This is a genomic window from Cellulosimicrobium sp. SJTW-1 (assembly GCF_047716875.1).
Taxonomy (GTDB): Bacteria; Actinomycetota; Actinomycetes; order Actinomycetales; family Cellulomonadaceae; genus Cellulosimicrobium; species Cellulosimicrobium funkei.
The window spans coordinates 133255-157599 of record NZ_CP136680.1 but is presented as its reverse complement, the minus strand read 5'-3'; the positions used below and the strand labels follow the sequence as shown (position 1 = coordinate 157599).

At 74.5% G+C, this 24345-nt stretch carries 23 protein-coding genes; 9 read left to right on the top strand and 14 right to left on the bottom strand.

Annotation, left to right across the window (positions count from 1 at the left end):
• The first annotated feature begins 68 nt into the window (after window positions 1-68).
• Together RSE42_RS00780 and RSE42_RS00775 are read left to right on the top strand one after the other, a co-directional pair.
• A complete protein-coding gene (locus tag RSE42_RS00780) occupies window positions 69-1187 on the top strand; it encodes a glycosyltransferase family 2 protein (protein ID WP_051028347.1) in 1119 nt (372 codons plus the stop codon).
• A 91-nt stretch (window positions 1188-1278) separates the two neighbouring features.
• Window positions 1279-1449, top strand: a complete 171-nt coding sequence (locus RSE42_RS00775; RefSeq protein ID WP_156186415.1) for a hypothetical protein — start codon at window positions 1279-1281, stop codon at window positions 1447-1449.
• Between the two features lie 2 nt (window positions 1450-1451).
• Here the strand turns inward: RSE42_RS00775 and RSE42_RS00770 are convergent, their stop codons facing one another.
• The 6 genes from RSE42_RS00770 to RSE42_RS00745 are packed head-to-tail and all read right to left on the bottom strand — an operon-like array spanning window position 1452 to window position 8277.
• Complete coding sequence (locus RSE42_RS00770; RefSeq protein WP_415297638.1) at window positions 1452-2267, bottom strand: MerR family transcriptional regulator; 816 nt, start codon at window positions 2265-2267, stop codon at window positions 1452-1454.
• Between the two features lie 47 nt (window positions 2268-2314).
• Window positions 2315-4186 carry a cation:proton antiporter gene (locus tag RSE42_RS00765; RefSeq protein WP_051028348.1) on the bottom strand — a complete coding sequence of 624 codons (1872 nt, stop codon included), beginning with the start codon at window positions 4184-4186 and terminating at the stop codon, window positions 2315-2317.
• 57 nt (window positions 4187-4243) lie between these two features.
• Window positions 4244-4687, bottom strand: coding sequence for an ATP-binding protein (locus RSE42_RS00760; RefSeq protein WP_415297637.1), 444 nt, complete (start codon window positions 4685-4687; stop codon window positions 4244-4246).
• 7 nt (window positions 4688-4694) lie between these two features.
• Window positions 4695-5030 carry an STAS domain-containing protein gene (locus tag RSE42_RS00755; protein ID WP_051028350.1) on the bottom strand — a complete coding sequence of 112 codons (336 nt, stop codon included), beginning with the start codon at window positions 5028-5030 and terminating at the stop codon, window positions 4695-4697.
• Window positions 5027-7042: a glycosyltransferase family 2 protein gene (locus tag RSE42_RS00750; protein ID WP_415297636.1), complete on the bottom strand. Its 2016-nt coding sequence runs from the start codon at window positions 7040-7042 to the stop codon at window positions 5027-5029. The genes RSE42_RS00755 and RSE42_RS00750 overlap by 4 nt, the downstream gene beginning before the upstream one ends.
• The gene (locus tag RSE42_RS00745; RefSeq protein ID WP_415297635.1) at window positions 7039-8277 is read right to left on the bottom strand and encodes a PP2C family protein-serine/threonine phosphatase; all 1239 of its coding nucleotides are present in this window, start codon (window positions 8275-8277) and stop codon (window positions 7039-7041) included. Before RSE42_RS00745 ends, RSE42_RS00750 begins: the two co-directional genes overlap by 4 nt.
• A 232-nt stretch (window positions 8278-8509) precedes the next feature.
• Between RSE42_RS00745 and RSE42_RS00740 the strand changes: the two genes are divergently transcribed.
• Both RSE42_RS00740 and RSE42_RS00735 read left to right on the top strand, forming a co-directional pair.
• On the top strand, window positions 8510-9025 hold the full coding sequence (locus tag RSE42_RS00740; protein ID WP_034650952.1) for a mycothiol transferase: 516 nt from the start codon (window positions 8510-8512) through the stop codon (window positions 9023-9025).
• A 68-nt stretch (window positions 9026-9093) separates the two neighbouring features.
• Window positions 9094-9849 carry a class I SAM-dependent methyltransferase gene (locus tag RSE42_RS00735; RefSeq protein WP_137279988.1) on the top strand — a complete coding sequence of 252 codons (756 nt, stop codon included), beginning with the start codon at window positions 9094-9096 and terminating at the stop codon, window positions 9847-9849.
• A 163-nt stretch (window positions 9850-10012) separates the two neighbouring features.
• On the opposite strand, the gene RSE42_RS00730 is transcribed toward RSE42_RS00735, so the two are convergent.
• The 8 genes from RSE42_RS00730 to RSE42_RS00695 all read right to left on the bottom strand — a co-directional run bounded on the left by RSE42_RS00730 (window position 10013) and on the right by RSE42_RS00695 (window position 19550).
• Window positions 10013-11077, bottom strand: a complete 1065-nt coding sequence (locus RSE42_RS00730) for a YhcG family protein (RefSeq protein WP_409141166.1) — start codon at window positions 11075-11077, stop codon at window positions 10013-10015.
• Window positions 11078-11211: 134 nt separating this feature from the next.
• The gene (locus RSE42_RS00725; RefSeq protein WP_076404010.1) at window positions 11212-11928 is read right to left on the bottom strand and encodes an N-acetylmannosamine-6-phosphate 2-epimerase; all 717 of its coding nucleotides are present in this window, start codon (window positions 11926-11928) and stop codon (window positions 11212-11214) included.
• Entirely contained in the window at window positions 11925-12926 is a 1002-nt protein-coding gene (locus RSE42_RS00720; RefSeq protein ID WP_415297634.1) for an ROK family protein, read from the bottom strand. The genes RSE42_RS00725 and RSE42_RS00720 overlap by 4 nt, the downstream gene beginning before the upstream one ends.
• Entirely contained in the window at window positions 12919-13842 is a 924-nt protein-coding gene (locus RSE42_RS00715; RefSeq protein WP_391513432.1) for a dihydrodipicolinate synthase family protein, read from the bottom strand. The genes RSE42_RS00720 and RSE42_RS00715 overlap by 8 nt, the downstream gene beginning before the upstream one ends.
• Window positions 13843-13916: 74 nt before the next feature.
• Entirely contained in the window at window positions 13917-14759 is an 843-nt protein-coding gene (locus RSE42_RS00710; protein WP_415297633.1) for an ABC transporter ATP-binding protein, read from the bottom strand.
• Complete coding sequence (locus RSE42_RS00705; RefSeq protein WP_415297632.1) at window positions 14756-16855, bottom strand: oligopeptide/dipeptide ABC transporter ATP-binding protein; 2100 nt, start codon at window positions 16853-16855, stop codon at window positions 14756-14758. The genes RSE42_RS00710 and RSE42_RS00705 overlap by 4 nt, the downstream gene beginning before the upstream one ends.
• 1 nt (window position 16856) lies before the next feature.
• Window positions 16857-17813 (bottom strand): ABC transporter permease, encoded by a 957-nt coding sequence (locus RSE42_RS00700; protein WP_021481963.1) that lies wholly within the window; start codon window positions 17811-17813, stop codon window positions 16857-16859.
• A gap of 132 nt (window positions 17814-17945) precedes the next feature.
• Window positions 17946-19550, bottom strand: a complete 1605-nt coding sequence (locus RSE42_RS00695; RefSeq protein WP_157446544.1) for an ABC transporter substrate-binding protein — start codon at window positions 19548-19550, stop codon at window positions 17946-17948.
• A gap of 100 nt (window positions 19551-19650) precedes the next feature.
• Here RSE42_RS00695 and RSE42_RS00690 point away from each other — a divergent pair, with 100 nt between their 5' ends.
• From RSE42_RS00690 to RSE42_RS00670, 5 genes are all read left to right on the top strand, one after another.
• On the top strand, window positions 19651-20406 hold the full coding sequence (locus RSE42_RS00690) for a FadR/GntR family transcriptional regulator (RefSeq protein ID WP_021481961.1): 756 nt from the start codon (window positions 19651-19653) through the stop codon (window positions 20404-20406).
• Window positions 20403-21470, top strand: a complete 1068-nt coding sequence (locus tag RSE42_RS00685) for a Gfo/Idh/MocA family protein (RefSeq protein ID WP_415297631.1) — start codon at window positions 20403-20405, stop codon at window positions 21468-21470. The genes RSE42_RS00690 and RSE42_RS00685 overlap by 4 nt, the downstream gene beginning before the upstream one ends.
• Window positions 21467-22549, top strand: coding sequence for a Gfo/Idh/MocA family protein (locus RSE42_RS00680; RefSeq protein WP_415297630.1), 1083 nt, complete (start codon window positions 21467-21469; stop codon window positions 22547-22549). Before RSE42_RS00685 ends, RSE42_RS00680 begins: the two co-directional genes overlap by 4 nt.
• Window positions 22549-23331: a glucosamine-6-phosphate deaminase gene (gene nagB, locus RSE42_RS00675; protein ID WP_144681217.1), complete on the top strand. Its 783-nt coding sequence runs from the start codon at window positions 22549-22551 to the stop codon at window positions 23329-23331. The genes RSE42_RS00680 and nagB overlap by 1 nt, the downstream gene beginning before the upstream one ends.
• A gap of 270 nt (window positions 23332-23601) precedes the next feature.
• Window positions 23602-24273 (top strand): peptidase, encoded by a 672-nt coding sequence (locus tag RSE42_RS00670; protein ID WP_415297629.1) that lies wholly within the window; start codon window positions 23602-23604, stop codon window positions 24271-24273.
• The last annotated feature ends 72 nt before the right edge of the window (window positions 24274-24345 follow it).

Here is a 24345-nt window from a genome sequence, read left to right as displayed (position 1 = left end):
CCCGCGGGAACGCTGAGGCGACCGCCGGAGGCTCCTTGTCGACAGCACTCGTCGACCTGGAGCCTCCGGTGAACACCACTGCCCCGCACACCCCCCGCCACCGCGCCGAGGCGGCCGCCCGTCCCGCGGACGGGCCCGCCGTGCGCGTCGTCGTCGTCATCCCCGCCCACGACGAGGAGCAGGCGCTCCCCGCCACCGTCGCCTCGCTCGCGGCCCAGACGCGCCGCCCCGACCGGGTGCTCGTCGTCTCGGACAACAGCACGGACGCGACCGTCGCGGTCGCCCGCGCCGCCGGTGCGGACGTCATGGAGACCGTGGGCAACACGGCCCGCAAGGCGGGCGCGCTCAACCAGGCGATCGCGACCACGACGGAGGACGTCGTCATGGTCCTCGACGCGGACACGACGATCGCCCCGACGTTCGTCGAGGAAGGGCTCGCCGTCCTCGCCTCGGCGCCCGAGGTCGCCGCGGTCGGCGGCGTGTTCCGCGGTCGGCCGCCGCAGGGCTACCTGCAGCACTGCCAGGCCAACGAGTACACGCGCTACGGCGTGCAGGTGGACCTCACCGGCCGCACGGCCGTGCTCACCGGGACCGCCGCGCTCGTGCGCCGCACCGCGCTCCAGGAGGTCGCCGACGCCCGCGGCTCGGTCCTCCCCGGCGAGCGCGGCGACGTGTACGACCGGCACGCGATCACCGAGGACTCCGAGCTCACCCTCGCGCTGCGCACGCTCGGCCACGAGCTGCGCTCCCCCGTCACGATGAGCTGCACGACCGAGCTCATGCCGACGGCCGGCGACCTCCACCGGCAGCGCGTCCGCTGGTACAAGGGGATGCTCGACAACCTCGCCGAGTACGGGCTCACGCGCACGACGTGGCGCTACGTCGGCCAGCAGGTGATGCTCGCCGTCGGCACGCTCATGATGGCGGCCTACCTGCTCCTCACGGTCGTCACCCTCGTGACGGGGACCTTCACGCTGTCCCCGCTGTGGGCGGCTGTCGGGCTCGTCTTCGTCGCGGAGCGCCTCGTCACCGTCTGGGGCGCCGGGCGGCGCGCACGGCTGCTGGCCGCGCTCGTGCTGCCGGAGCTCCTCTATGACCTCGCCCTGCAGCGCGCGTTCCTGCACGCCGCAGCGCTGTTCGTCACGCGGCGCCAGACGACGTGGAACCACGTCGCCGCCACCGCCTGACCCTCACCCCTCCCCTCGCCGGCCCGCCCCGTCGCGCACGCGACCGGGACGTCCTCGGCATGCCCTCACCCGTCCCGGAAGGACAGCAGCCATGTACAACTCGACCCTCGCCCAGACCGCCCCCGTCCTCGCCGTCACCGGCGTCGCGACCGCGTTCCACGTCGTCGCGGCCTGGACGCTCCTCGTCGCCGGCCTCGCGCTCGTCACGACGGCGCGCGTCCTGCGCCGTCGGGCCGCCGCCCGCCGCGCTGAGCAGGCCTGACCTCAGGGACCGGGGGCGGGCGCGACCGGCACGGCGACCTCCATCACCGGGCCGGGACCGCCTGCTTCCCAGGTCGGCAGGTAGACCTCCCGGTCGTCCCCCGCGGGCGCACCGCCCGCGAGCGCCCGCCCGGACGCCAGGTAGTCGTGCACGAGGACCAGACGTTCCTGGTCGCGGGCCTCCGCGGCCGTGAGCGCGACGTACGCCTCCTCGTGCGCGTCGTCCGTCGTGAGGGCGAAGCCCGACGGCGGCCGCACGGGCGCGGGGACGGGAACCCGGAGCGTGAGGCGAGCGGCGTACCCCTCGCTCGCGCGCTCGTGGAGCTCGACGTAGGGGTGGCCGGCGAGGGGCACGTCGGCGGCGCGCAGCACGGCGAAGACCGCTCCGGTCGCCTCGGGCAGCACGGACGGCAGCTCGGCGAGCGTCGCGCGGCGCTCCGTCCCGAGCACGAGCCGCTCCGGCACGTGCCGTCGGTGCACCACGACGTCCAGCCGTGGCGCGCCGACGAGCGCGGACCGGACGTACTCCGCCGCCGTCAGCGACGCCGCGAGCGCCGAGCGGCGGTCGCTCCACACGGCGTCGAACGCGGGGACCGGGTCGGGGGCGGCGAGCACGTCGCCCACCTCGGCGAGCGACAGGCCGACGCCCCGCAGGAGCCGGACGAGGCGGGCGCGCTCCACCTGGCCGCCGTCGAGCAGCCGCGGGCCGTCCGCGGAGGTGCGGCGCGCGTCGAGGAGCCCGCGGTCGACGTACATCCGGACGGCCTTCTCGCTCAGGCCCGTCGCGCGCGCCACCTGACCCGTCGTGTACTCGTCCATGCCCGCGACGCTAGGGCCTTCCCCTGGGGCAGCCGCAAGGGGTCGGCTCAGTCGTCGTCGCCGGGCACGTAGGGTCCGCGGCGGAGCTCGAGGTCGATCTGCTCGGCGTCCAGCAGGTCGAGCGCGTGCCGCAGCGCCTGCGAGCTGTACGCGCCGGACGTGCGCGCGTCGAGCAGCGCGACGCGCTGCGCGGCGATCGCCCGGAGCCGCAGCTCCTTGTACTGCGCGAACAGGTCGGCCGACGTCGCGGCGTCGGTGTCGCGGTTCTCGAGCTCGCGCACGACGTCGCGGCGCACGCGGGCGACGACGGCGCCGTCGTAGGTGGTGCCGTCGGCGCGGCGGAGGTCGGGCGCGTCGATGACGGCCACGGCCGCGCCGTCGAGCTCGGCGCGCACGGCGCCGCGGTCCTCGTCGGCGCGCGTGGAGCCACCCGAGAGGCCGAGCCGGCGCACGACCCACGGGAGCGTGCCGCCTTGCACGACGAGCGTCCCGGCCGCGACCCCGAACGCGACGAGCACGAGGAACGAGCGCTGGGGGGTGTCGAGCGGGAGGGTCTGCGCCGCGGCGAGCGTCACGACGCCCCGCATGCCCGCCCACACGAGGAGCGTGCCCTCGCGCCACCCGAGCCGCTCGGCCGTCAGGTAGTCGATGTCGGCCGCACGACGACGCAGCGACGACCGCAGCCGGCCCACCCGCTCCGGGGGCGCCTTGGCGACCATCTCCGCGCCGCGTCGCTCCGGGGTCCCGGGCGCCGGCCTGGCCGGGGGCGGTGTGGCCGGCGTGACGGGCGTGCCGTCGGCCGCGAAGCGCGCGTCGAGCTTCTCTTGCATGCCCGCGATGACGCCGCGCATCGACTCTCCCCGCCGCGCGCGTCGCGCGAGCGACCGCAGGAGCGTCGCGACGTACGCGGAGCGCACGACGAGGATGACGACGGCCGCGAGCGCAGCGATGCCGACCGCGCGCCACAGGCTGCCGTGGGCCTCCTGCACGTCGGTGACGAGCGCGAACAGCTCGAGCCCCATGAGGAGGAAGACGGTGCCCTCGAGCAGGAGCTCGACGGTCCGCCAGTTCGACTCCTCGGCGAGCCGGTGCTGGGGGCGCAGGTACTTCGCGGCGCCGTTGCCGGTGACGAGGCCCGCGGTGACGACGGCGACGAGGCCCGACGCGCCGAGCTCCTCCGACGGCAGGTAGGCGAGGAACGGCACGACGAAGGACACCGCGGTGCTCAGCGCGGGGTTGGCGAGGCGGCGCCGGACGAACAGGCCGAGGAAGCCGACGAGGAACCCGACGAGCACGGCCACGACGACGGCGAACACGAAGTCGCCCGCGACCGACCACAGCGACACGCGGGTGGCGGACTCCCCGGTCGCGACGGCGATCCCGATCCCGGCGATGGCGGAGCGCAGGAGCACGAGGGCGGACGCGTCGTTGAGCAGGCTCTCGCCCTCGAGCAGCGTGACGACGCGGGGTGACGCGCCGAGCCGTTTGACGATGGACGTCGCGACGGCGTCGGTCGGGCTGACGATGGCGCCGAGCGCGAAGCCCGCCGCGAGCGGGATGCCGGGGATGAGCCACGTGAAGAGGTAGCCGAGGAGCGCGGTGCTGAGCAGGACGAGGACGACGGAGAGCCCGCTGATCGCGGTGAAGTCCCGCCGGAAGTCCATGGTGGGCAGGCCGACGGCCGCCGAGTACAGCAGCGGCGGCAGGATCCCGGCGAGGATCCACTCGGGCTCGAACTCGATCTCGGGGACGGCGGGCACGAAGCTCACGACGACGCCGACCGCGACGAGCACGAGGGGCGCGGCCACGCCCGCCTTCGGCGCCAGGGCGTTGACCCCGACGATCGCGACGACCGCGAGCGTCCCGACGACGATGAGGGAGAGGATCTGCTCCTCGGTCAGGCTGAACGGGAACTCCATCTGCACCTCCGGCTACCGGCGCCGCGCCCGGGTCGGCGCGCGCGGGACGCCCCCACGCTAGCCGCCGGGGCCGTCTCCGGCGGTGCGCACGCGGCGTTCGAGGCGCCACTCGTTGCCGGAGGTCCCCGCGACCCAGCGGTGCTCGAGCCGGTCGACGCACGCCCGCGCGAGCGCGAGCCCCCGCCCGGACTCGGCCTCGGGGGGCGGCATGGTGCGGTCGAGGTCGACGTCGGCGGCGGGTGCGGTGTCGCGCAGCACGACGACGACGCGTCCCGCCCCGGCGTCGAGCTCGGCCCGGACCTCGACCGTCTCGGGTGCGGGCGAGTGCCGCACGATGTTCGCGGCGATCTCCGTCGTGGCGAGCTCGACGGCGAGCCGGTCGTCGGTGGGCACCCACGGCGCCTGGCCCCAGAGCGCGGCGAACGCGTCCGGGAGGGCGTCGAGCCACGGCGGGGACGCGGTCGCGCTCAGCACGACGAGCGGGGCGTCCGGCGGGGTCACGCGGGGGTCACCCGTCGGCGAACGCGCTCGCCGCGTCGTCGTGCACGCGCAGCACGCGGTCGAGGTTGGTGAGCCGCAGGACCGTCGCCACGGACGGCGCGGCGTTCGCGAGCCGCAGGTCTCCGCCGGCGGCGCGCGTCGTGCGCAGCCCGCCGACGAGGGCGCCGAGGCCCGAGGAGTCGACGAACTCGAGGCTCCCGAGGTCGACGACGAGCCGGGTCCGGCCCGCCTCGACGAGGTCGGTGACCGCGTCGCGCAGCTGGGGTGCCGTGGTGAGCGTGAGCCGCCCCCGCGGCACGATCACCGCCCCCGTCTCCTCGAGCGGTGTCACGTCGAGCTTCACTGGTCCTCCGTCCGTCGTCCGGTCATCGTCGTCTCCGGCACGGGCTCGCGCGGCGGGCGCGGGCCGGAGTACCGCGCGGCGGGGACGAGCACCCCGAGCACCGCGAGGTCGTACGCCACCCAGGCGAGGGTGACGAGGGTCGCGCCGAGGTCGGCGTCGAACGCGACGAGGCGCACCGTGCCGACGACGGCCGAGACCACGAGCAGCACCATGGCCGTGAGCTGGGGCCAGATGGTGCGCCAGGCCGGCCGGTGCTCCCCGGTCCGCGTCTTGGGCGTCACGACGAACCCGAGCGGGCGGCCGAGGACGACGTTCGCGAACGCCGTCCAGCAGGCCCGGATCCACACCGGGAAGAGCGCGAGCGAGTACTGCTGCCCCCGCCAGGTCCGCACCCCGCGCGCCACGACGAGGAACAAGAGCTGGTTGAGCACGAAGTACGGCACGAAGCGCACGAAGAAGTCCGTCCCGAACGCCTGGACCGGGAGGATGCCGAAGCACAGGTACACCATGGGCGCCGCGAGGTACGCGAGGGCGGCGAAGCCCGCGAGGTAGCTCCACATCGTCGCGAAGTACATGAGCCGCTGCCCCACGCGCAGCCCGCGCAGCGTGAGGGGGTTCTCCCGGAGCATCACCTGCACCGTGCCCTGCGCCCAGCGCAGGCGCTGCTGGAGCATCGTCGGCATGTCCTCGGGCGCCAGGCCGTGGGCGAGGACCTCGTGGTGGTAGACCGACCGCCACCCGAGCGCGTGCAGCCGCATCGCGGTGGCCATGTCCTCCGTGACGGAGATCGTCGCCATCGGCATGACGGCCTGCGCCTCGTCGCTGCGCCCGACGTCGACCGCGTCCGCGAGGCGGCGCACCGCCTCGACGGCCACGAGCGGCGAGAGGTCGCGCCGGGCGAGCCGGTCGAGCGCCTCCTCGTCGACGACGAGCTGGCCGATCTCCTCGTCGACCTGGAACGGGCCGCCGGACACGAGCTCGGGCTCCACCGTCGCGAGCTCTGCCCGCAGCGCCTCCACCTGGCCGGCGACGACGCTGCGCGACGCCTCGTCGACGCGGCGCTGGAACCGGTAGGTGACGTCGGCGGCGGGCTCCCCCGCGGCGAGGGCCCGGCGGGCCTCGTCGGCCTCCGCGCGGAGCCGCTCGACGGCGGTCCGCACCGCCGGGTCGGCCGCCTCCGGCGAGCGCGCCGCCCGGGCGAGCACCGAGCCCGCGGTGCGCAGCGCGCGCCGCACGCCGACCGTCACGCCCTGCACGTACCCGACGACGCCGAGCTGCATGAGCGCCTCGCGCCGCAGCACGGCGTTGGAGCCGCAGAAGAACGCGGCGTTCCACCCGTCCTTCCCCTGCTGGATCGGCCCGTAGAAGAGGGGCGCCTGGCTCCCGAGAGGGTCGGCGTCGTCGACGTTGACGAACCACTGCGGTGTCTGCACGATCGCGACGCGCTCGTCCGCGGTGAAGTACCCGACCGTGCGGTCGAGGATCGCCGGGTCGGGCACCTGGTCGGCGTCGAGCACGAGCAGCAGCTCGCCGTCCGTCTGGAACAGCGCGTTGTTGAGGTTGCCGGCCTTCGCGTGCCGCGGCTTGCCCGCCCAGCTCGCGCTGCGCGTGAGGTACCCGACGCCCGCCTCCGCGGCGGCGGTCCGCATGCTCTCGCGCGCGCCGTCGTCGAGGATCCACGTGCGGTGCGGGTACCGGATGGCCCGCGCCGCGCGGGCGGTCGCGAGGACGAGCTCCTCGGGCTCGTCGTACGTCGTGACGAACACGTCGACCGTGACGCCCTCCGGGGCGGGCGGCGGCTCGCCCCGCTCGCGCAGGCGCCACATCGTCACGCCGAAGAGGGCGGTGTCCACGAGGCTGTACGTCTCGGCCAGCACGAGCGGGACGGCGATCCACCAGTGCGACCACGCCACGGAGTCGAGCCACCGCCACGCGACGTAGTTGACGCCCGTGAGCAGCGCCAGCACGACGAGCACGCGGATCAGCACGAGCCGCCGCGCGGAGCCCCTCATGCCGCGACCCGCTCGACCACGAGGACCGTGAGGTCGTCCCCGACGTACCGCCCCTCGGCGATCCCGACTAGCACGTCGAGCGTCGCCGCGGCGTCCCCGGCCTGGCGGACGTCGCGCGCGGCCCGCGCGAGAGCGGGGCCCTCCGGGACGGGCAGCGGGACGTCCGGGTCCAGGAGCCGCGGGTCCCCGCCCGGGACCCCGAGGTCGGCGAGCAGGTCGACGAGCCCGTCGCTCACGACGACGAGCCGGTCGCCCGGTTCGAGGGTCACGTGGTGGACGGTGCGCGCGGTGCCCGGCGCGACGCCGAGCGGCAGGCCGTCCGCCTCCAGGCGGTGGATGCCGCCGTCGGGCCGCAGCACGCTCGCCAGGCCGTGCCCCGCGTCGACGTACGCGAGCCGCCCGCTGTCCCGCTCGACCGTGGCGCACCAGGCCGTGACGAACGAGCCGACCTCCTCCAGGTCCGGGGCGAGCAGGTCGTCGGCCGTCTCGACGCCCGCCGCGAGCGACGGCGACCGGAGCGCGGACCGCAGCGCGGCGCGCGCCGACGCCGCCACGATCGCGGCGGGCATGCCCTTGCCCATGACGTCCGCGACGACGAACCCGGCGCCGTCGGCCGTCGTCGTCCAGTCGTAGAAGTCGCCCCCGACGCCGCGGGCCGGCAGGCAGCGCGCGGCCACCCGGTAGCCCTCGAGCTCCGGGGCGCGGCGCGGGAGGAGTCCGCGCTGCACCGCGCCCGCCCGGTCGAGCTCGACGTCGTGCTGGAGCTCCCCCTGGACCCACAGCGCGAGGTCGCGCAGCAGGGAGCGGTCGGCGTCGTCGAACCGGCGCGGCCGGGTGTCGATGACGCACAGCGTGCCGACCAGCTCGCCGCCCGGCGCCGCGATGGGGTGCCCGGCGTAGAACCGCAGGTGCGGGTCGCCGACCACGAAGGGGTTGTCGGCGAACGTGGCGTCCTGCGCCGCGTCCTCGACGACGAGCGTGCGGTCCGCACGGATCGTCACGTCGCAGAACGCGCCCTCGCGCTGCGCGACCGGGCCGTCGAGGCCGACGAACGCCTTGCGCCACTGCCGGTCCGCGTCCACGAGCGTGATGCTCACCGTCGGGACGCCGAACAGGCGCTGCGCGAGCCGCGTCACGCGGTCGAACCGTTCCTCGGGCGAGCTGTCGAGCACGCCGAGCCGCTGGAGCGCCAGGACCCGCGCGCGTTCGTCCTGGAGCGCGTCGGTCGTCGTCAAAGTCTCTTCCCCCTGCTCGTGCCTCTCCGTCGTGACGCGACCTCCCGACATCTATCACGGAGTGCTGCGCGTCGCAGGGGCAGGAGACGGTCCGCACGTCCCGGACCTGGACCTTCGCCCGTGCCTGCCGCGGTGCGTCTCGGGGTGGGGCCGCTCCGGTCGCGAGCGGCCCGCGGTCCGGAGACGCTGCCAGAGGCGACGAACCGCCGGGCACCCGAGGAGAGGGAGGACCGTGGACGCGATCACCGTGCTGGAGGACCTGTTCGGGAGGATCGGGCCGACCGCGACGCGCGCGGTCGACGGCCTCGGCGAGGACGCGCTCACCGCGCGCGTCGACCCGGGCGCCAACACGATCGCGTGGCTCGCGTGGCACCTCGCGCGCGGGCAGGACGCCCAGGTCGCGGGCGCCGTCGGGCGGGACCAGGTGTGGACGCGCGACGGGTGGGCCCGCCGGTTCGACCTGCCGTTCGACGACGGCGCGACCGGCTACGGGCAGTCGGCCGACGACGTCGCGCGCGTCCGCGCGCGCGACGACCTGCTGCTCGGCTACGTCCACGCGGTCCAGGTCGAGTCCCGCGACGTGCTCGCGTCCCTCACCGCCGACGACCTCGACCGGGTCGTCGACGAGGCGTGGGACCCGCCCGTGACGCTGGGCGTCCGGCTCGTGAGCGTCGCGGTGGACGCCCTCGAGCACGCGGGCCAGGCCGCCTACCTCCGAGGGGTGCTCGAGCGCACCGGGCGCGTCTGACGCAGCGCGGGATCGACGAGCGAGGCGCGACCGCCGGGCGCCAGGACCTGCGGTCGTAGGGTCGGACGATGGGGAACCCGATGCACTTCGACGCGCTGGCGGACGCCTACGCGTCCGCCCGTCCGCCGTACCCGGCCGAGCTGTGGGAGCGGGTGCGTCGCACGGGCCTGGTCGCGCCGGGTCGGCGAGCGGTCGACCTCGGCGCGGGCACCGGTGAGGCGACCGGGCCGCTGCTCGCAGCGGGGGTCGACGTGGTCGCCGTCGAACCAGGCACGCAGCTGGCCGCCGTGCTCGCGGCCCGTCACCCGACGGCGGAGGTGGTCGTCGCACGGGCCGAGGACGCCGAGCTCGGCCGAGCGGCGTTCGACCTGGCGGTCGCCGCGACCTCGATCCACTGGATGGACCTCGACGCGCTCCTGCCCCGGCTCCATCGCGCCCTGGTGCCAGCCGGGCGGTTCCTCGTCTGGCGGCACGTCTTCGGTGACCCCGCGGCGGAGCCGACCGCCTTCCGTGACCGGGTCGCGCGGATCGTCGCGCGGCGGAGCAGGCCGCCGCGCGCCGGAAACCCGGAGGCCGTCAGGGAGACCGCGGCACGGCTGACTGCCTCCGGGCTGTTCGCCGTCGAGGACATCGGTGAGTACCGCTGGAGCATCGAGCTCGACCCCGAGCAGGTTCACGGGCTCTTCAGCACGTTCAGCGACTGGAGTCGGGACGAGGTCGACGAGGTCGCAGCGGCCGTCGCGGACCTCGGAGGGCGCGTCGTCGAGCACTACACGTCCTGGTTGATCGTCTGTGCACCGGTCCCCGGAGCCAGTCCCCAGTAGCTCGGCATGCCGTCGAGAGCCTGGCCCGACCCGCCGTGGTGATCGAGAGCTGCTACGGCTGGTCGGGTGAGAGGAGCGAGGAGAGTCTCTGCGGCGGTCGGACGGGGGGTGTGACGTACGGCTAGTGAACGGCGCTGCGTTCTTGCTGGCCAGAGAGGGTTTCTCATTCCGCGGCCCGGTGGTCGAGCTCGTCCTCGATCACGGCCTCGAGCTCGGCGGCGGACGGCAGCACACCGCGGGCTTCCTCGGGCAAGCCCTGGTAGTCCGCGACGGCGATCGGCACCCGGGTGCCGGCCAGCGCGTACCGCACCGTCGGGCCGGTCTTGCCCGTGCACAGCAAGATCCCGATCGTCGGGGCGTGGATCTCGGGCCGACGGAACTGATCGTCGACGATCGCGACGTACGTACCGAGCTGGCCGACGTGGGCCGGCTCGAACGGCCCGATCTTGAGCTCGACCACCACGTAGCGCAGCTGCTCGACGTGGAAGAACAGCAGGTCGACGTAGAACTCGTCCACCCGGTCGCTCGCGTCGTCCGGCACGGTCAGACGCACCTGGCGCCCGACGAACGCCATGCCGCGACCAAGCTCGAGCATCGTGTCCTGCAGCCGGTCCATCAGCGCCTGCTCGACGTCCCGCTCTGCCACCCGTTCGACCATCGCCAGGTGCTCGAACACGTACGGATCCTTGACCAGCTGCTGCGCCAGCTCAGAGTCCGGCGCCTCGAGCGCCTCGGTGAAGTTCGTCGGCGCCGCCCCGACGGCGCGGCGCAGGTCGGCCTTGATCTGATGCTCGAGCACCGCGCGCGACCAGCCGTACTCGGCCGCACTCGCGGCGTACCAGTCCCGCTCCTCCCGCGTTTCGAGCCGGTCGAGCAGGACCGTCACATGACGCCACGGCAATCGTCCACCAACGTGGTGGACGAACTCCTCCTCCGTCGGCCACGCCTCCGCCGCCCGGCGCATGTAGAGCAGGTTCGAGCGTGACCAGCCGCGCTGGTCCGGAAACTCGCGCTGCAGGTCCGCGGCCAGCGACGTGACGACCTTGCTGCCCCAGCCCGCCTGGCGCTGCCGGTCGAGGATGTCGCGCCCGACCGACCAGTACAGACGCAGCACCTCGGTGTTCGCCGCACGCGCCGCGCGGAACTGCGTCGCGCGGACTCGCGCCTTCAGATCGGCCAGGAGCTCGGCGTATCCGACTGGTTCCAACTCGCTCCCCGAGGACGTCACGCGCGACATCCTGCCGCATCGCTCGGGACAGCAGCACACACAGGCTTGGCCTGGCCTTCACACCGGCCGTGGGGTCGAGCGCCTCGACAGAGATCATGCCCGGCCACCTCGAGGTGACCCGTTGCCGCACCGCGTCAGGCAGACGGCGCCACCGCGTCGACGAACCAGGACGTGAGGGTCGTGGGGTGGGTGATCGCGGTGCCCACGCACACGGCGAACGCGCCGCGCGCCATCGCCTCGGCGGCCTGGGCGGGGGTGTGCACGCGACCCTCGACCACGACCGGGAGGGTGCAGGCGGCGACCATCTCGTCGACGAGCGCGAGGTCGGGGCCGTCGGTCCGGGGCCGCTCGCCGGTGTACCCGGAGAGGGTCGTGCCGAGCAGGTCGACGCCCGCGTCCTGGGCGGCGAGCGCGTCGTCGAGCGACCCGCAGTCCGCCATGACGAGCGCGTCGGTCGTCTCGCGCAGGCGCGCGACGGTCTCGGCGAGCGTGAGCCCGTCGGGGCGGGGCCGGCGCGTGCCGTCGAGCGCGACGACGTGCGCGCCCGCGTCCGCGACCGCGACGGCGTGCCGGAGGGTCGGGGTGATGAAGACCCCGCCGTCGCCGTCCTTCCACAGCCCGACGACGGGCACGTCGACCGCCGCGACGACGGCCGCGACGTCGTCCAGGCCCTGGACGCGGACGGCGGCCGCGCCCCCGGCGACGACGGCGCGCGCCATCTGCGCCGTCGTGCGCGGGTCGCGCAGGGGCTCGCCGGGGTAGGCCTGGCACGACACCGTGAGGCGTCCGCGCATCGCGTCGAGGACGCGCTCGCGCGTCCAGGGGGTCCGGTCGTGCTGCTCCGCGCTCATCGGGCTCCTCCGTCGGTCGTGCGGTCGTCGAGCAGGTTCCACGCGCCGCGCGCCGCGCCGACGACCGCCGCGACGTTCCCCAGCGCGGCGGGCCGCAGCGGCAGGTCGGCGAGCACGTCGACGACCTCCGCGCGCAGCGCGTCCTCGAGCGCGGACCACCACAGGTCGCCCGCGCCGGCCATGCCGCCGCCGACGACGACCACCTCCGGGTCGAGCACGGTGACGACCCCGGCGACGGCGCGGCCCACGGCCCGGGCGGCGTCGCGCACGACCGAGGCCGCGAGCTCGTCGCCCGCGTCGGCCCGGGCGACGACGTCGCGCGTGTCGGGGCTGGTCGCGTCCCCGCCGAGCGCGAGGTAGCGGCGGTGGACGGCCGGGCCCGCCCCGATCGCCTCCAGGTGGCCGGTACGCCCGCACGGGCAGCGCAGGAGCTCGGCGCCGGGGACGGGCACGTGCCCCAGCTCGCCCGCGACGTGGTGCGCGCCGCGCAGGGGACGCCCGTCGAGCACGACGGCGCCCCCCACCCCGGTCCCGACGGCGACGAGGAGCGCGCTGCGCGCACCCGCGGCGGCGCCGCGCCACACCTCGCCGGCGGCGTGCGCGTCGACGTCGTTCTCGACGAACACGGGCAGGTCGGCGTCCGCCGCAAGGTCGGCGAGCCGACGGCGCAGGCCGCCCGCGACGTCGGTCCCGGGCCAGCCGGGCAGGGTGTCGGTCGCGGAGACGATCACGCCACGACCGACGTCCACCACGCCGGCCGTGCCGACCCCGAGCGCGCGCAGGCGCGCCGCGCCCGGCAGCGCGGCGACGACCTCGCGCACGACCCCGGCGACGTCGTCGAGCACCGCGTCAGGGCCGCCGGCGGCCGGGGTCGGCACGGCGAGCACGGGACCGAGGGTCCCGTCGGCCGCGACGGTCGCCGCGGCCGTCTTGGTGCCGCCGAGGTCGACGCCGACGACGACCGTCGGCGCGGCGGCGTCCGGGGAGGCGTCAGCCACGCAGGAGCCCCGCGGCGCGCGTGATCTCCTCGACGCGCGCGGCGACGTCGTCCGCGAGCGGCTCGACGGGGAACGCGAGGGTCTCGGTCGCGATGAGCCCCTGGCGCTGCGCGGCCACCTTGAACGCCCCGACGCCCGCGGCGTCGCCCGAGCGGCCGCGTGCCTGGAACACGATCTCGAACAGCGCGGCGATACGGTCCTGCTCCACCCGGGCATCGTCCCACTTCCCGGCCTGGGCGAGGTCCCACAGGCGCACGTACCCGCCCGCGTCGACGTTCGCGAGGCCGGGCACGACGCCGTCGGCGCCGAGCAGCAGCATCCCGTCGACCACGACCTCGTGCCCCGTGAAGAGCACGAGGGGCGAGCCGGCCGCCGCGTTGGCGGCGACGAGACGGCGGAACCCGACGTCGTCGCCCGACGAGTCCTTGACACCCGCGAGGACGCCCTCGGTGCCGAGCCGGACGAGGAGGTCCGCGGGCAGCTTCGTCCGCACGCGCACGGGGATGTCGTACGCGAACAGCGGCACGTCGACGGCGGCCGCGACGGCGCGCAGGTGGCGCTCGATCTCGTCGAGGTCGTTGAGCGCGTAGACGGGGGCCGTGGCGACGACCGCGTCCACCCCGCCCGCCACGAGCGCCTTCGCCTGCTCGACGACGCGCGCCGTCGTCAGGTCGATGGCGCCGCCCATGACGGGCACGCGACCGGCGGCAGCGCGCACGACGGTCCGCACGACGACGTCGCGCTGCGCGTCGGTGAGGTAGGCGACCTCGCCGGTCGACCCGAGCACGAACAGGCCGTGCACGCCCTCGGTGACGAGGTGGTCCACGAGACGCTCGAGGGACGCGACGTCGACCTCGCCCTCGGTCGTGAGCGGGGTGAGGACGGGCGGGACGATCCCGCGGAAGGGGGTGGTCACGAGGAGCTCCGGTTCTGGGTTCAGCGGTGTGGTGGTCGGGGTGGTGCCCGGCGTCGGGCGGGGCGCGGCGGCGCTCACAGGAGCGCGGGCGCCGCGCCGAGCAGGGTGCGGGTGTAGTCGTCCTGGGGGTCGTCGAGCACGCGCGCGGCGGGGCCGGACTCGACGATGCGGCCGCCCTGCATGACGACGATCTCGTCGGAGACGTGGCGCACCGTCTGGATGTCGTGCGAGATGAACACCATCCCCAGGTCGAGCTCGGCCTTGAGGTCGGCGAGCAGGTTGAGGATCTGGGCCCGCACGGACACGTCCAGCGCGGACGTCGGCTCGTCGGCGACGATCACGTCGGGCGAGAGCGCGAGGGCGCGCGCGATCGCGACGCGCTGCCGCTGCCCGCCGGAGAGCTGGCCGGGCAGCGCGTCGAGCGCCGACTCGGGCAGCCCGACGAGGTGCACGAGCTCGCGGACGCGCGCCTCGCGCGAGGCGGCGTCGCCGACGCGGTGCACGTCGAGCGGGTCGCGCAGCGCGTCCCGCACGCGCATGCGGGCGTTGAGCGCGGTGGCCGGGTCCTGGAAGACGACGGACACGACCCGCCCGACGTCGCGCCGCACGCGCGTCGTGTACTTGTCGACCGGCTGCCCGCGGAAGCGGATCTCGCCGGACGTCGGCGCCTGCAGCCCGACGAGCACCTTCGCCATGGTCGACTTGCCCGAGCCGGACTCGCCGACGATCCCGAGCGTGCTGCCGCGGCGGACCGCGACGCTGACGTCGTTCACGGCGTGCACCCGGTTGGCCTGGAAGAGCGTGCCCGTGCGGGCCTTGAAGACGACGTGCACGCCGCGCAGCTCGACGACGGGGGTGTCGCGGTCGGTCGCGGACCCCCGCTCCGCGGCGGTCGGGGTCTGGTCGGTGGCGCTCATCGCGTCCCTCCGGTGGTGATCGGGGCCGGGCCACCGCCCGCGACGGCGCCGACCGGCTCGTCCGGCGGCATCGCGACGAGGTGCTGCCCGTCGGCGTCCACGGCGCGCAGCACGGGCCGCACGTCGAGACCGCGGTCGGGGCGCGACGAGCGCGGCGCGAACCGGTCGCCCGTCGGGAAGTCGCGCGGCGACGGGACCGTGCCGGGGATCTGGTGCAGGCGCGTGGAGCGCTGCTCGATCGAGAGCACCGCGCCGAGCAGGCCCTGCGTGTACTCGTGGCGGGGGTCGGTGAGCAGCTCGCTCGTCGGCGCCTGCTCGACGACCTGGCCCGCGTACATGACCGTGATGCGGTGCGCGATCTGCGCGACGAGCGCGAGGTCGTGGCTGACGAACACCATCGCGAAGCCGAGCTTGACGCGCAGCTCGTCGAGCAGCGCGACGACCTGGGCCTGGACGGTGACGTCGAGCGCCGTCGTCGGCTCGTCCGCGATGACCAGCTTCGGGTCGCGCGTGAGGGCCATGGCGATGAGCACGCGCTGGCGCTGCCCGCCGGAGAGCTCGTGCGGGTAGCTCTTGAGCGTGCGCTCCGGGTCGAGGCCCACGAGCTCGAGGAGCTCCTCGGCCGTGCGGGTCCCGCCGCGGCGCGTGAGCTGCTTCATCTGCGCCCGGACGAGCATCGACGGGTTGAGCGAGCTCAGCGCGTCCTGGTAGATCATCGCGATCTCGGTGCCGCGCAGCGCCGCGCGCTCGCGGTTGCCCATCGCGAGCAGGTCCTTGCCGCCGTAGCGGATCTCGCCGCTGATCTGCGCGGAGGGGTCCAGCAGGCCCATGACGGCGAGCGACGTGATCGACTTGCCGCAGCCGGACTCGCCGACCAGCGCCATGGTCTCGCCGGGGCGGACCGAGAACGAGACGTCGTCGACGACCGCGACGTCCCCGTGGCGCGGGAAGCGGATGGACAGGTTGCGCACCTCGAGCAGGGGCTCGGCGTCGCCGTCGTACACGGGCCGGTCCGTGCGGGCCGACTCTGCCGCGCGCAGCGTGGCGAGGCGCGAGGCGAGGGGCACGGCCCGCCCGACGTGCGCGACCTGCGGCTCGACGTCCGGCACGACCGGCTCGGACTCGGCGAGGCGTGCCTCGTCCGCCGTCTCGACCGGCTCGTCGGCGTCCATCGCGGTGAGCTCCGCGGCGACGGCCGCGTCGTCGGAGTCGGTCGCGAGGGCCTTCGCCGGGGTGGCGCGCGTCGCCCGCGGGGCGGCGACCATCGCGTCCGTCATGCCCTCGGAGAGGATGTTGAGGCACAGGACGGTGAGCATGATGGCCAGGCCGGGGAAGAACGTCGCCCACCAGTAGCCGCCCATGACGAGGTCGCGGCCGGCGGCGATGATGTTGCCCCACGAGGGCTCCGGGTCGGGCACGCCCGCCTGGATGAAGGAGAGCGACGCCTCGAAGACGATCGCGTCGGCCACGAGCACGGTGGTGAACACCAGCACGGGCGCCGCGCAGTTGCGGGCGACGTGCTTGGCGAGGATCCAGGCCGTGCGGGCGCCCATGACGCGGGTCGCGGCGACGTAGTCCTCGCCGTACTGGTCGAGGATGTTGGCCCGCACGACGCGCGTGAGCTGCGGCGTGTAGAGGAACGCGATCGTCAGCACGAGCACGGGCAGCGAGCGGCCGAAGACCGAGACGAACACGGCGGCCAGCGCGATGCCAGGGAACGACATGATGATGTCGAGCACGCGCATGAGGGTCTCGGAGACGCTCTTGCGGGCCGTCGCGGCGACGGCGCCGAGCACGGCGGCCGCGGCGAGCGCGATGGCGGTGGCCCCGAGGCCGATGACGAGCGAGTACCGCGCGCCGTAGACGACGCGGGAGAAGATGTCGCGCCCCTGGCGGTCGGTGCCGAACCAGTTCTCCGCGCCCGGGGGCTGGACGGGCGTGCCGGTGGCGAGCGGGTCGTGGCTCGCGACGAGCGGCGCGAAGACGGCCGCGAGCGCCACGAGGAGCACGAACGCGAGGGAGATCTTGGACCCGAGGGGCAGCGCGCGCAGGCGCAGCCCGGGGGTCGAGAGTCGTTCGGTGAGCTGTCGGCGCACGTCACACCGTCCTGATCCGCGGGTTGACGAGCACGTAGAGCATGTCGACCACGATGTTGATGAGCACGAACGCGAGCGCCACGGTGAGGGTCACGCCCTGCACGAGGTTGGGCTCGTTGTTGGTGACGCCGTTGAGGATGAGCGTGCCCATGCCGGGCAGCGCGAAGATGATCTCGATGACGACGGCGCCGCCGATGAGGTAGCCGACGCGCAGGCCGAGGACCGTGATCGGGGTGATGAGCGCGTTGCGCAGCACGTTGCGCCCGACGACGACGTGGCGTGGGATGCCCGCGCCGATCGCGGTGCGGACGTAGTCCTTGTCGAGCTCCTCGACGACGGACGTGCGCACGACGCGCGTGAGCTGGCCGACGACGGGGATCGCGAGCGCGAGCGCGGGCAGCGTCATGCGCGCGAGGTAGCCGCCGAGGTCCTCGGACGGGTCGGGCAGGGGCCCGCTCGCGGGCAGCCACCCGGCGCTCAGCGTGACGACCTGGATGAGCAGCACCGCGAGCCAGAACGACGGCGTCGCGAGGGACGCGACGGACACGACGCGGATCGCCTTGTCGGGCCAGCGGTCGCGGTAGAGCGCCGCGAGGATGCCCATGACGAGCGCGGCCACGACGGCGATGACGAGGCCCATGAGCGTGAGCTGCAGGGTGATCGGCAGGGCGCGCGCGACCTCGTCGGCCACGGGCACCTGGCGTGCGCTGAACGTGCCGAGGTCCCCGTGCAGGAGGCCGCCGAGGAACGCGACGTACCGGACGAGGAGCGGGTCGTTGAGCCCGTTGGCCTCGCGGTACGCCTCGCGCGCCTCGACCGAGGCACCCTCGCCGAGGGCCTGGATCGCGGGGTCGACCTGCGAGAACGACATCACGAGGAACACGAGGAACGTGATGCCGAGGATCATGATCGGCAGCTGCAGGAGGCGGCGTCCGACGAGTCGCAGCAGCGCGCTCATGGTCGACCTCCTGGTGCGTCGGGGGTGCGGTGCATGGTCTGTCCGTTCTGGGTGCCGGGCGGGTACCGGGCCCCTCGCCGGGGCGGGCGAGGGGCCCGGGGTCGGTCGGCGCCGAGGGCTACGCGCCCGCGGCTACTTGACGAGGCCGGCGTCGAGGAACGACAGGCCCGTGATGGGCAGCGGCTTGAAGCCGGAGAGCGTGTCGCCGTCCCACGCGGTCGGCAGCTTGCGGTGCAGCAGCGGGTAGAGCGGCACCTCGGTGGAGATCAGGTCGAACGCCTGGTTCCACAGCTCCTGCTGCTCGTCGCCCGACGTGCGGACGGCGGCGTCGAGGATGCCCTGGAGCTCGGCGAACTTCGGGTCGTCGTTCCAGCGGTAGCGCGACTGCGACCACACGTTGTCGCCGTACCACCAGCGCATGAGCAGGTCGGGGTCGTTGCCGAAGACGGACGGGTCGCCGGGCGCCACCATGACCTGCAGGTCGCCGTTGTCGACCTTGGTGTACTGGCCGCCGGACTGGCCGATGTCGAGCGTCGTGTCGACGCCGATCGCGTCGAGGTTCTCCTTGATGAGCGGCGCGATGTCCGCGACCCAGCCGGTGTCGGTGGTGAGGAGCGTGATGGACAGGTCGCTCACGCCGGCCTCGGCGAGCAGCGACTTCGCCTTCTCCGGGTCGTACGAGTAGACGGTCGACGCCTCGTGGTAGTTCGGGTGGCTCTGCGGCAGGAAGCTCGTGGCCGCGGCACCGTTGCCGAGGAGCCCGTTGTCGATGATCTTGTCCATGTCGAGCGCGTAGAAGAACGCCTGGCGCACGCGGACGTCGTCGAACGGGGGCAGGTCGGTGTTGAACATCATGAAGAGCGTGCCGAACGACTGGACCGACTCGACGTCCACGGCGCCCTCGAGCGTCGGGACGTCGATGTAGGGGACGTCCTCGATCGCGCTGACCGTGCCGGAGCTCATCGCGGTGACGCGCGCCGCGGGGTCGGACAGCAGGTTCCACACGAGACCGGCGGCCAGCGCGGGACGACGGCCGTTGTAGTCGTCGAAGCGCTCGAACGTGATCTTGTCGTCGGGCGTCGCCTGGGTCATCTTGAACGGGCCGGTGCCGACGGGCAGGGCGTTGAACGCCTCGTAGTCGGACTCGACGAGCGCCTTGGGGACGACCTTGACGACCGAGAGACGCTCGGGGACGAGGCTGAACGGGTACTTGAGGTTGATCGAGACCGTGTCGTCGTCGACGGGGGTGACGGACTCGATGAAGTCGATGAAGCCGGCGTAGAGCGACTCGCTCGCCGGGTCGAGCACGCGCTCGAAGCTGAAGACGACGTCGTCGACGGTGACGGGCGTGCCGTCGTGGAAGACCGCGCCCTCGCGGATGTCCACCTCGTAGTGGGTGTCGTCGACCTGCGCCGGGAGGTCGGTGCCGAGCGCCGCGTAGACCTCGCGCGTCGCGGGGTCGAGCTCGGTGAGTCCCTCGAACACGTGCCAGTTCGCGGCTACTGTCACGGCACCGGTGGTGATCATCGGGTCGAACCCACCGGAGAGGGAGTACGAGATGCCCGCCTCGATCACGGCGTCCTGGTCGATCTCGCCCTGGGCGGCGGTGCCCTCGGTCGGGTCGTCCTGCGCGGCGTCGCCACCCGAGCACGCCGCGAGGCCGAGCGCGAGCACGACGCCCGCGGCGACCGCAGCGACTCCCCGGCGACGGGGAGGTGAGCTGACGTGAAGCTTCATTGGTTCTCCTGACATGAGACCGACACTCTTCCGGAGAGAAGATGTCTGATGTCTGACGTTGTGTAGCATGACACTAGGACCAGAAACCGAAGGGGTCAAGATGGCGACACCACGGCGGAGGAGCTTCGCGACGCTCGACGCCTCCAGAGCCGGCAGCACCGGTGCGACCGCACCGCGGCGGACCACCACCGCCGACCGGATCAAGGACTTCATCCTCGGCGAGGGGCTGCGGCCCGGGGACCCGCTCCCCACCGAGGCCGAGCTGTGCGAGCACCTCGGCGTCTCCCGGTCGAGCGTGCGCGAGGCGATCCGCACCCTGTCGACCCTCGACATCGTCGAGGTCCGCCACGGGCACGGCACGTTCGTCGGCAGCATGTCGCTCGACGCGCTCGTCGAGGCGCTCGTCTTCCGCGGCGTCCTCTCCCCCGGCGACGACCTGCGGGCGCTGCGCGACGTCGTCGAGGTGCGCCAGTCCCTCGACCTCGCCATGGCGGAGCGCATCGTCGCGAGCCTCACCGGGACCTCGAACCCCGAGCTGCACGCCCTCGTCGACGAGATGGTCGCCGCGGCGTCGCAGGGCCAGTCGTTCCCCACCCAGGACCGGGCGTTCCACACCGGCCTGCTCGCGCGGCTCGACAACTCGCTCGTCGGGCAGCTCGTCGCCGCGTTCTGGGACGTGCACACCGCCGTGATCCCCAAGCTCGGGCTCTCCGTCGCCGCCGACCTCGACCAGACCGCCCGCGCGCACGGCGCGATGCTCGACGCCGCCGAGGCCGGCGACGTCGACGCGTTCCGGGCCGCCGTCGCCTCGCACTACCAGCCGATCGACCGGGCCCTCGGGGTGACGACCGCGTGAGACCCCAGCACCTCCCCACGGCCGGGCGACCGTCGAGCCGCCGCCCCGTCGGGATCGCCGTCGTAGGCATCGGGGCGTTCGCGCGCGAGCACCTCACGGCCCTCGCGGCGCTCGACGGCGCGGACGTGCGCTGGGTCGTCGGGCACGACCTGGAGCGCACCCGCGCGCTCGCGGCGCTCGTCCCCGGTGCCCGGGCGACGACCGCCCTCGACGAGGCGCTCGCGGACGACGCCGTGCACGCCGTGGACGTCGTCACCGCGACGCCCACGCACGCGCGCGACACGATCGCCGCGGGCGAGGCCGGCAAGCACGTCCAGGTCGAGAAGCCGGCGGCGCTGTCGCTGCCCGAGCTCGACGCGATGGTCGCGGCGACCGAGGGCCGGGGCAGGACGCTCGTCGTCGGGCAGACCGTGCGCTTCCAGCCCGCCGTGACGGCGCTCGCCGCCGCGGCCCGCCGGGGCGAGATCGGCACCCCGCGGCTCGCGCACATCTCCTGGTACACGGGACACGCGTGGCCCGCCGGGTGGCGCGGCTGGCAGCTCGACCCGGAGCTCTCGGGCGGGCACCCCGTGCACAACGGCACCCACATCATTGACGCCGCGACGTGGCTGCTCGACGACGAGCCGGTCGAGGTCTTCGCGCGCGGCTTCCGCACGTTCTCGCCCGACATGGAGTCGCCCGACTCGTTCCACGTGCAGCTCCGCACGGCGTCGGGCGCGCTCGCGACGCTCGAGCTCTGCTACGCGCTGCGCCGCCGCGGCGAGCTCGTGCGCCGGGTCGTGCTCGTGGGGACCGAGGGGACGCTCGCGCACTCGACCACCGAGGAGGACGGCCTGCACTCCGACGCCACGACCGCCCCGCCCGTCTCCGTCGAGGGCGCGCTGGGGATCCAGCTCGCGCACTGGCTCGACGTGGTGCGCGGCGACGCGACGCCCGTCGTCACGACGCCGCAGGTGCGGGCCGCGCTCGCGACCGCGCTCGCCGCGCAGCGCTCGCTCGTCTCCGGGCGGCGCGAGCGCGTCGCCGACGTCCCCGGCTACGCGACCGCGGGGGTGGCCGCATGAGCACGACCCTGCGCGTCGCGTTCGCGTCGGCCGTGCGCCACGCGGCCGACTACCTGCGGATCCTCGGCGCCGACGACCGCGTCGAGCTCGTCGGCGTCGTCGAGGAGGCGGACGCGCCCGGCTGGGTGCGCGACGACTCGCGTGCCGTCGCCGAGCGTGCCGGGGTGCCCTACGCCGAGGTCGCCGACGTGGCCGCGGTCGCGGAGGCCCTGGGCAGCGCGGTCGACCTCGTCGTCGTGTGCGCCGAGCCGACCCGGCACGCGCGCCTGGCAGCGGCGCTGCTGGAGGCGGGCCTCGACGTGCTCGTCGACAAGCCCGTCGCGACGACCCTCGCCGACGCCGACCACCTCGTCGCCGTCGCCGCCCGCACGGGGCGGACGTGCGCCGTCGTGAACCGCACGCACGCGCCCGCGCTGCGCCGCCTGCGCGCGTGGGTCGACGCCGGCCACGTGGGCCTGCCGCGCCACCTGGACCTCGAGTTCCTCGCGTCCGGCGCCCACTTCGCGACGTCGGTCGAGCGCCCGGGCCTCGTCGTGGACCGCGCGCTCTCCGGGGGTGGCGAGCTGCTGAACTTCCTCGGCTACTGCGCCGACGCGGCGCACCACCTCACCGGGCTGCGCACCGTCGAGGTGCACGCGTTCGCGGGGTCGCTGTTCCTGGAGCCGCACCGCGAGGCCGGGGTCGAGGACACGGCGGTCGTCACGCTCGAGCTGGAGCGTGGCGTGACCGCGACGATCACCCTCGGGCGCGTCCCGTTCGCGCCCGGCGGGACGCCCACCACGTCGTCGGTGCGGCTGCTCGGGTCGCACGGCCACGCCGTCGCGGACGACGACGCCCCGGCCGTCGCGCGGTTCGGCGCGGACGGTCGGACGACGATCGCCGCCGACGCGGGCCAGGTCGCCGCGGCGGCGTACCTGCGGCACGTGGTCGGGGCGGTGCTGGCCGGCGGACGGCCGGACTACGGGATCGAGGAGGCGCGCGCGTCGCTCGCCGTGATCGACGCGGCGTACCGCTCGGTCGAGACGGGCGACGTGGTCGCGGTGGAGCACCGGACGGTGCCCGAGGAGGCGAGGGTCTGATGGAGGTCGTGATCGCTCCGGCGGAGCGGTTGGCGGTGCTGGCTGCGGATGCCGTGGAGGCGGTGGTGCGGTCGGGGCCGGGGGCGGTGCTGGGGTTGGCGACGGGGTCGTCGCCGTTGAAGGTGTACGACGAGCTGGTGCGGCGTCATGTGCAGGAGGGGTTGTCGTTCGCGGGGGTGCGGGCGTTCATGCTGGACGAGTACGTGGGGTTGCCGGTCGATCATCCGCAGCGGTACCGCAACGTGATCGAGACCGAGATCGCCTCGCGGGTGGACTTCGCCCCGGGTGCGGTGCAGGGTCCGGACGGCAACGCGCAGGACCTGGTGGCCGCGTGCGCGGCGTACGAGGAGTCGATCGCGGGGGCGGGGGGTGTGGACCTGCAGATCCTGGGGATCGGGACGGACGGGCACATCGCGTTCAACGAGCCGGGGTCGAGCCTGGCGTCGCGGACGCGGATCAAGACGTTGACGGCCCAGACGCGCGAGGACAACGCGCGGTTCTTCGGTGACGACGTGGAGCGGGTGCCGCGGCACTGCCTGACGCAGGGTCTGGCCACGATCATGTCGGCGCGGCACCTGGTGCTGCTGGCCACGGGCAAGGGCAAGGCGGAGGCGGTGCACCAGCTGGTGGAGGGCCCGGTCAGCGCGATGTGGCCGGCGACGATCATGCAGATGCACCCGCACGCCACGGTCCTGGTCGACGACGCGGCGGCCTCGCGCCTGCAGCTGGGCGACTACTACCGCCAGACGTACGCGTCCAAGCCCGACTGGCAGGGCCTCTAGCCGGCCGCCCGGGCGGCTCGACACCGCCCGGACTTCACCCGCTCGAGAACTGGACGCCTGTCCAGTTGGGTGTCTAGGTTGAGGCCCAGCCGATGCCCGCACCACAGCCCCCTGCAGGTGCGGGCATCGGCGACGACGGCGGTGCCGCCTCATCGTGTCCGACACGCCCGTGCCCCTGCTGCTCCGGTCCCGCTGGTCCGCGGGGGTACGGCGGCGCCCGTGGACGACGACCGCCGAGACCCGACCGACCACGACCCGACGGGAACCACCATGAGCACCTCGACCGGGCGCCGCGCCGCCGGGCGGGCCACCGCCGCCGCCGCTCTCGCTGCCACCGCCGCGCTCCTCGCGGGGCCGGCCCACGCGGCGGAGGGCGACACCTACGTGCCGACCGAGCCCTCGATGCGCCTGACGACCCTCGCGCCCGTGTGCGAGAGCGACGCCGCGTACCTCGACTACGCGATCGAGGTGGAGGGCACGGACCACGACACCGCGACGGTCACGTGGATCAACCCCGACGGCGAGAGCGTCGTGCAGAGCGGACTCCCGCTCTCGGGCCGCCTCCTGTGGCCCGGCGCGGTCGTCGACGACTCCGGCCGTGGGGTCGACTGGCCCGGCTGGCGCCTCGAGGACGGCCAATGGGTCGAGGGCGACGAGTACGACTGGGTGCGCCCCTCCGTCGACGTCCGCTTCGAGGTCAACCCCCACGTCGTCGTGACGACCGTCTACCCGCCGGCGTCCCCCGACTGCGCGACGAACCCGCCCGGGCTGGACGACCCGGCCGGCGTCGTCCCCGTCTCGAGCACGGTCAGCGCCTCCGCGGCGAACCCGGGCCTCGCGGAGACCGGCGTGAGCGCGGCGCTGTACGCCGGGATCGCCGCGGTGCTCGCCGCCGCGGGCACCGCCGTCGTGATCGCGTCCCGCCGGACCCGCCGCGGCTGAGCCGCCGGAGAGCTCCGACCCGCACCGACGCCCGTCAGCCGCGCACCCCGCGCGGCCGGCGGGCGTCGTGCT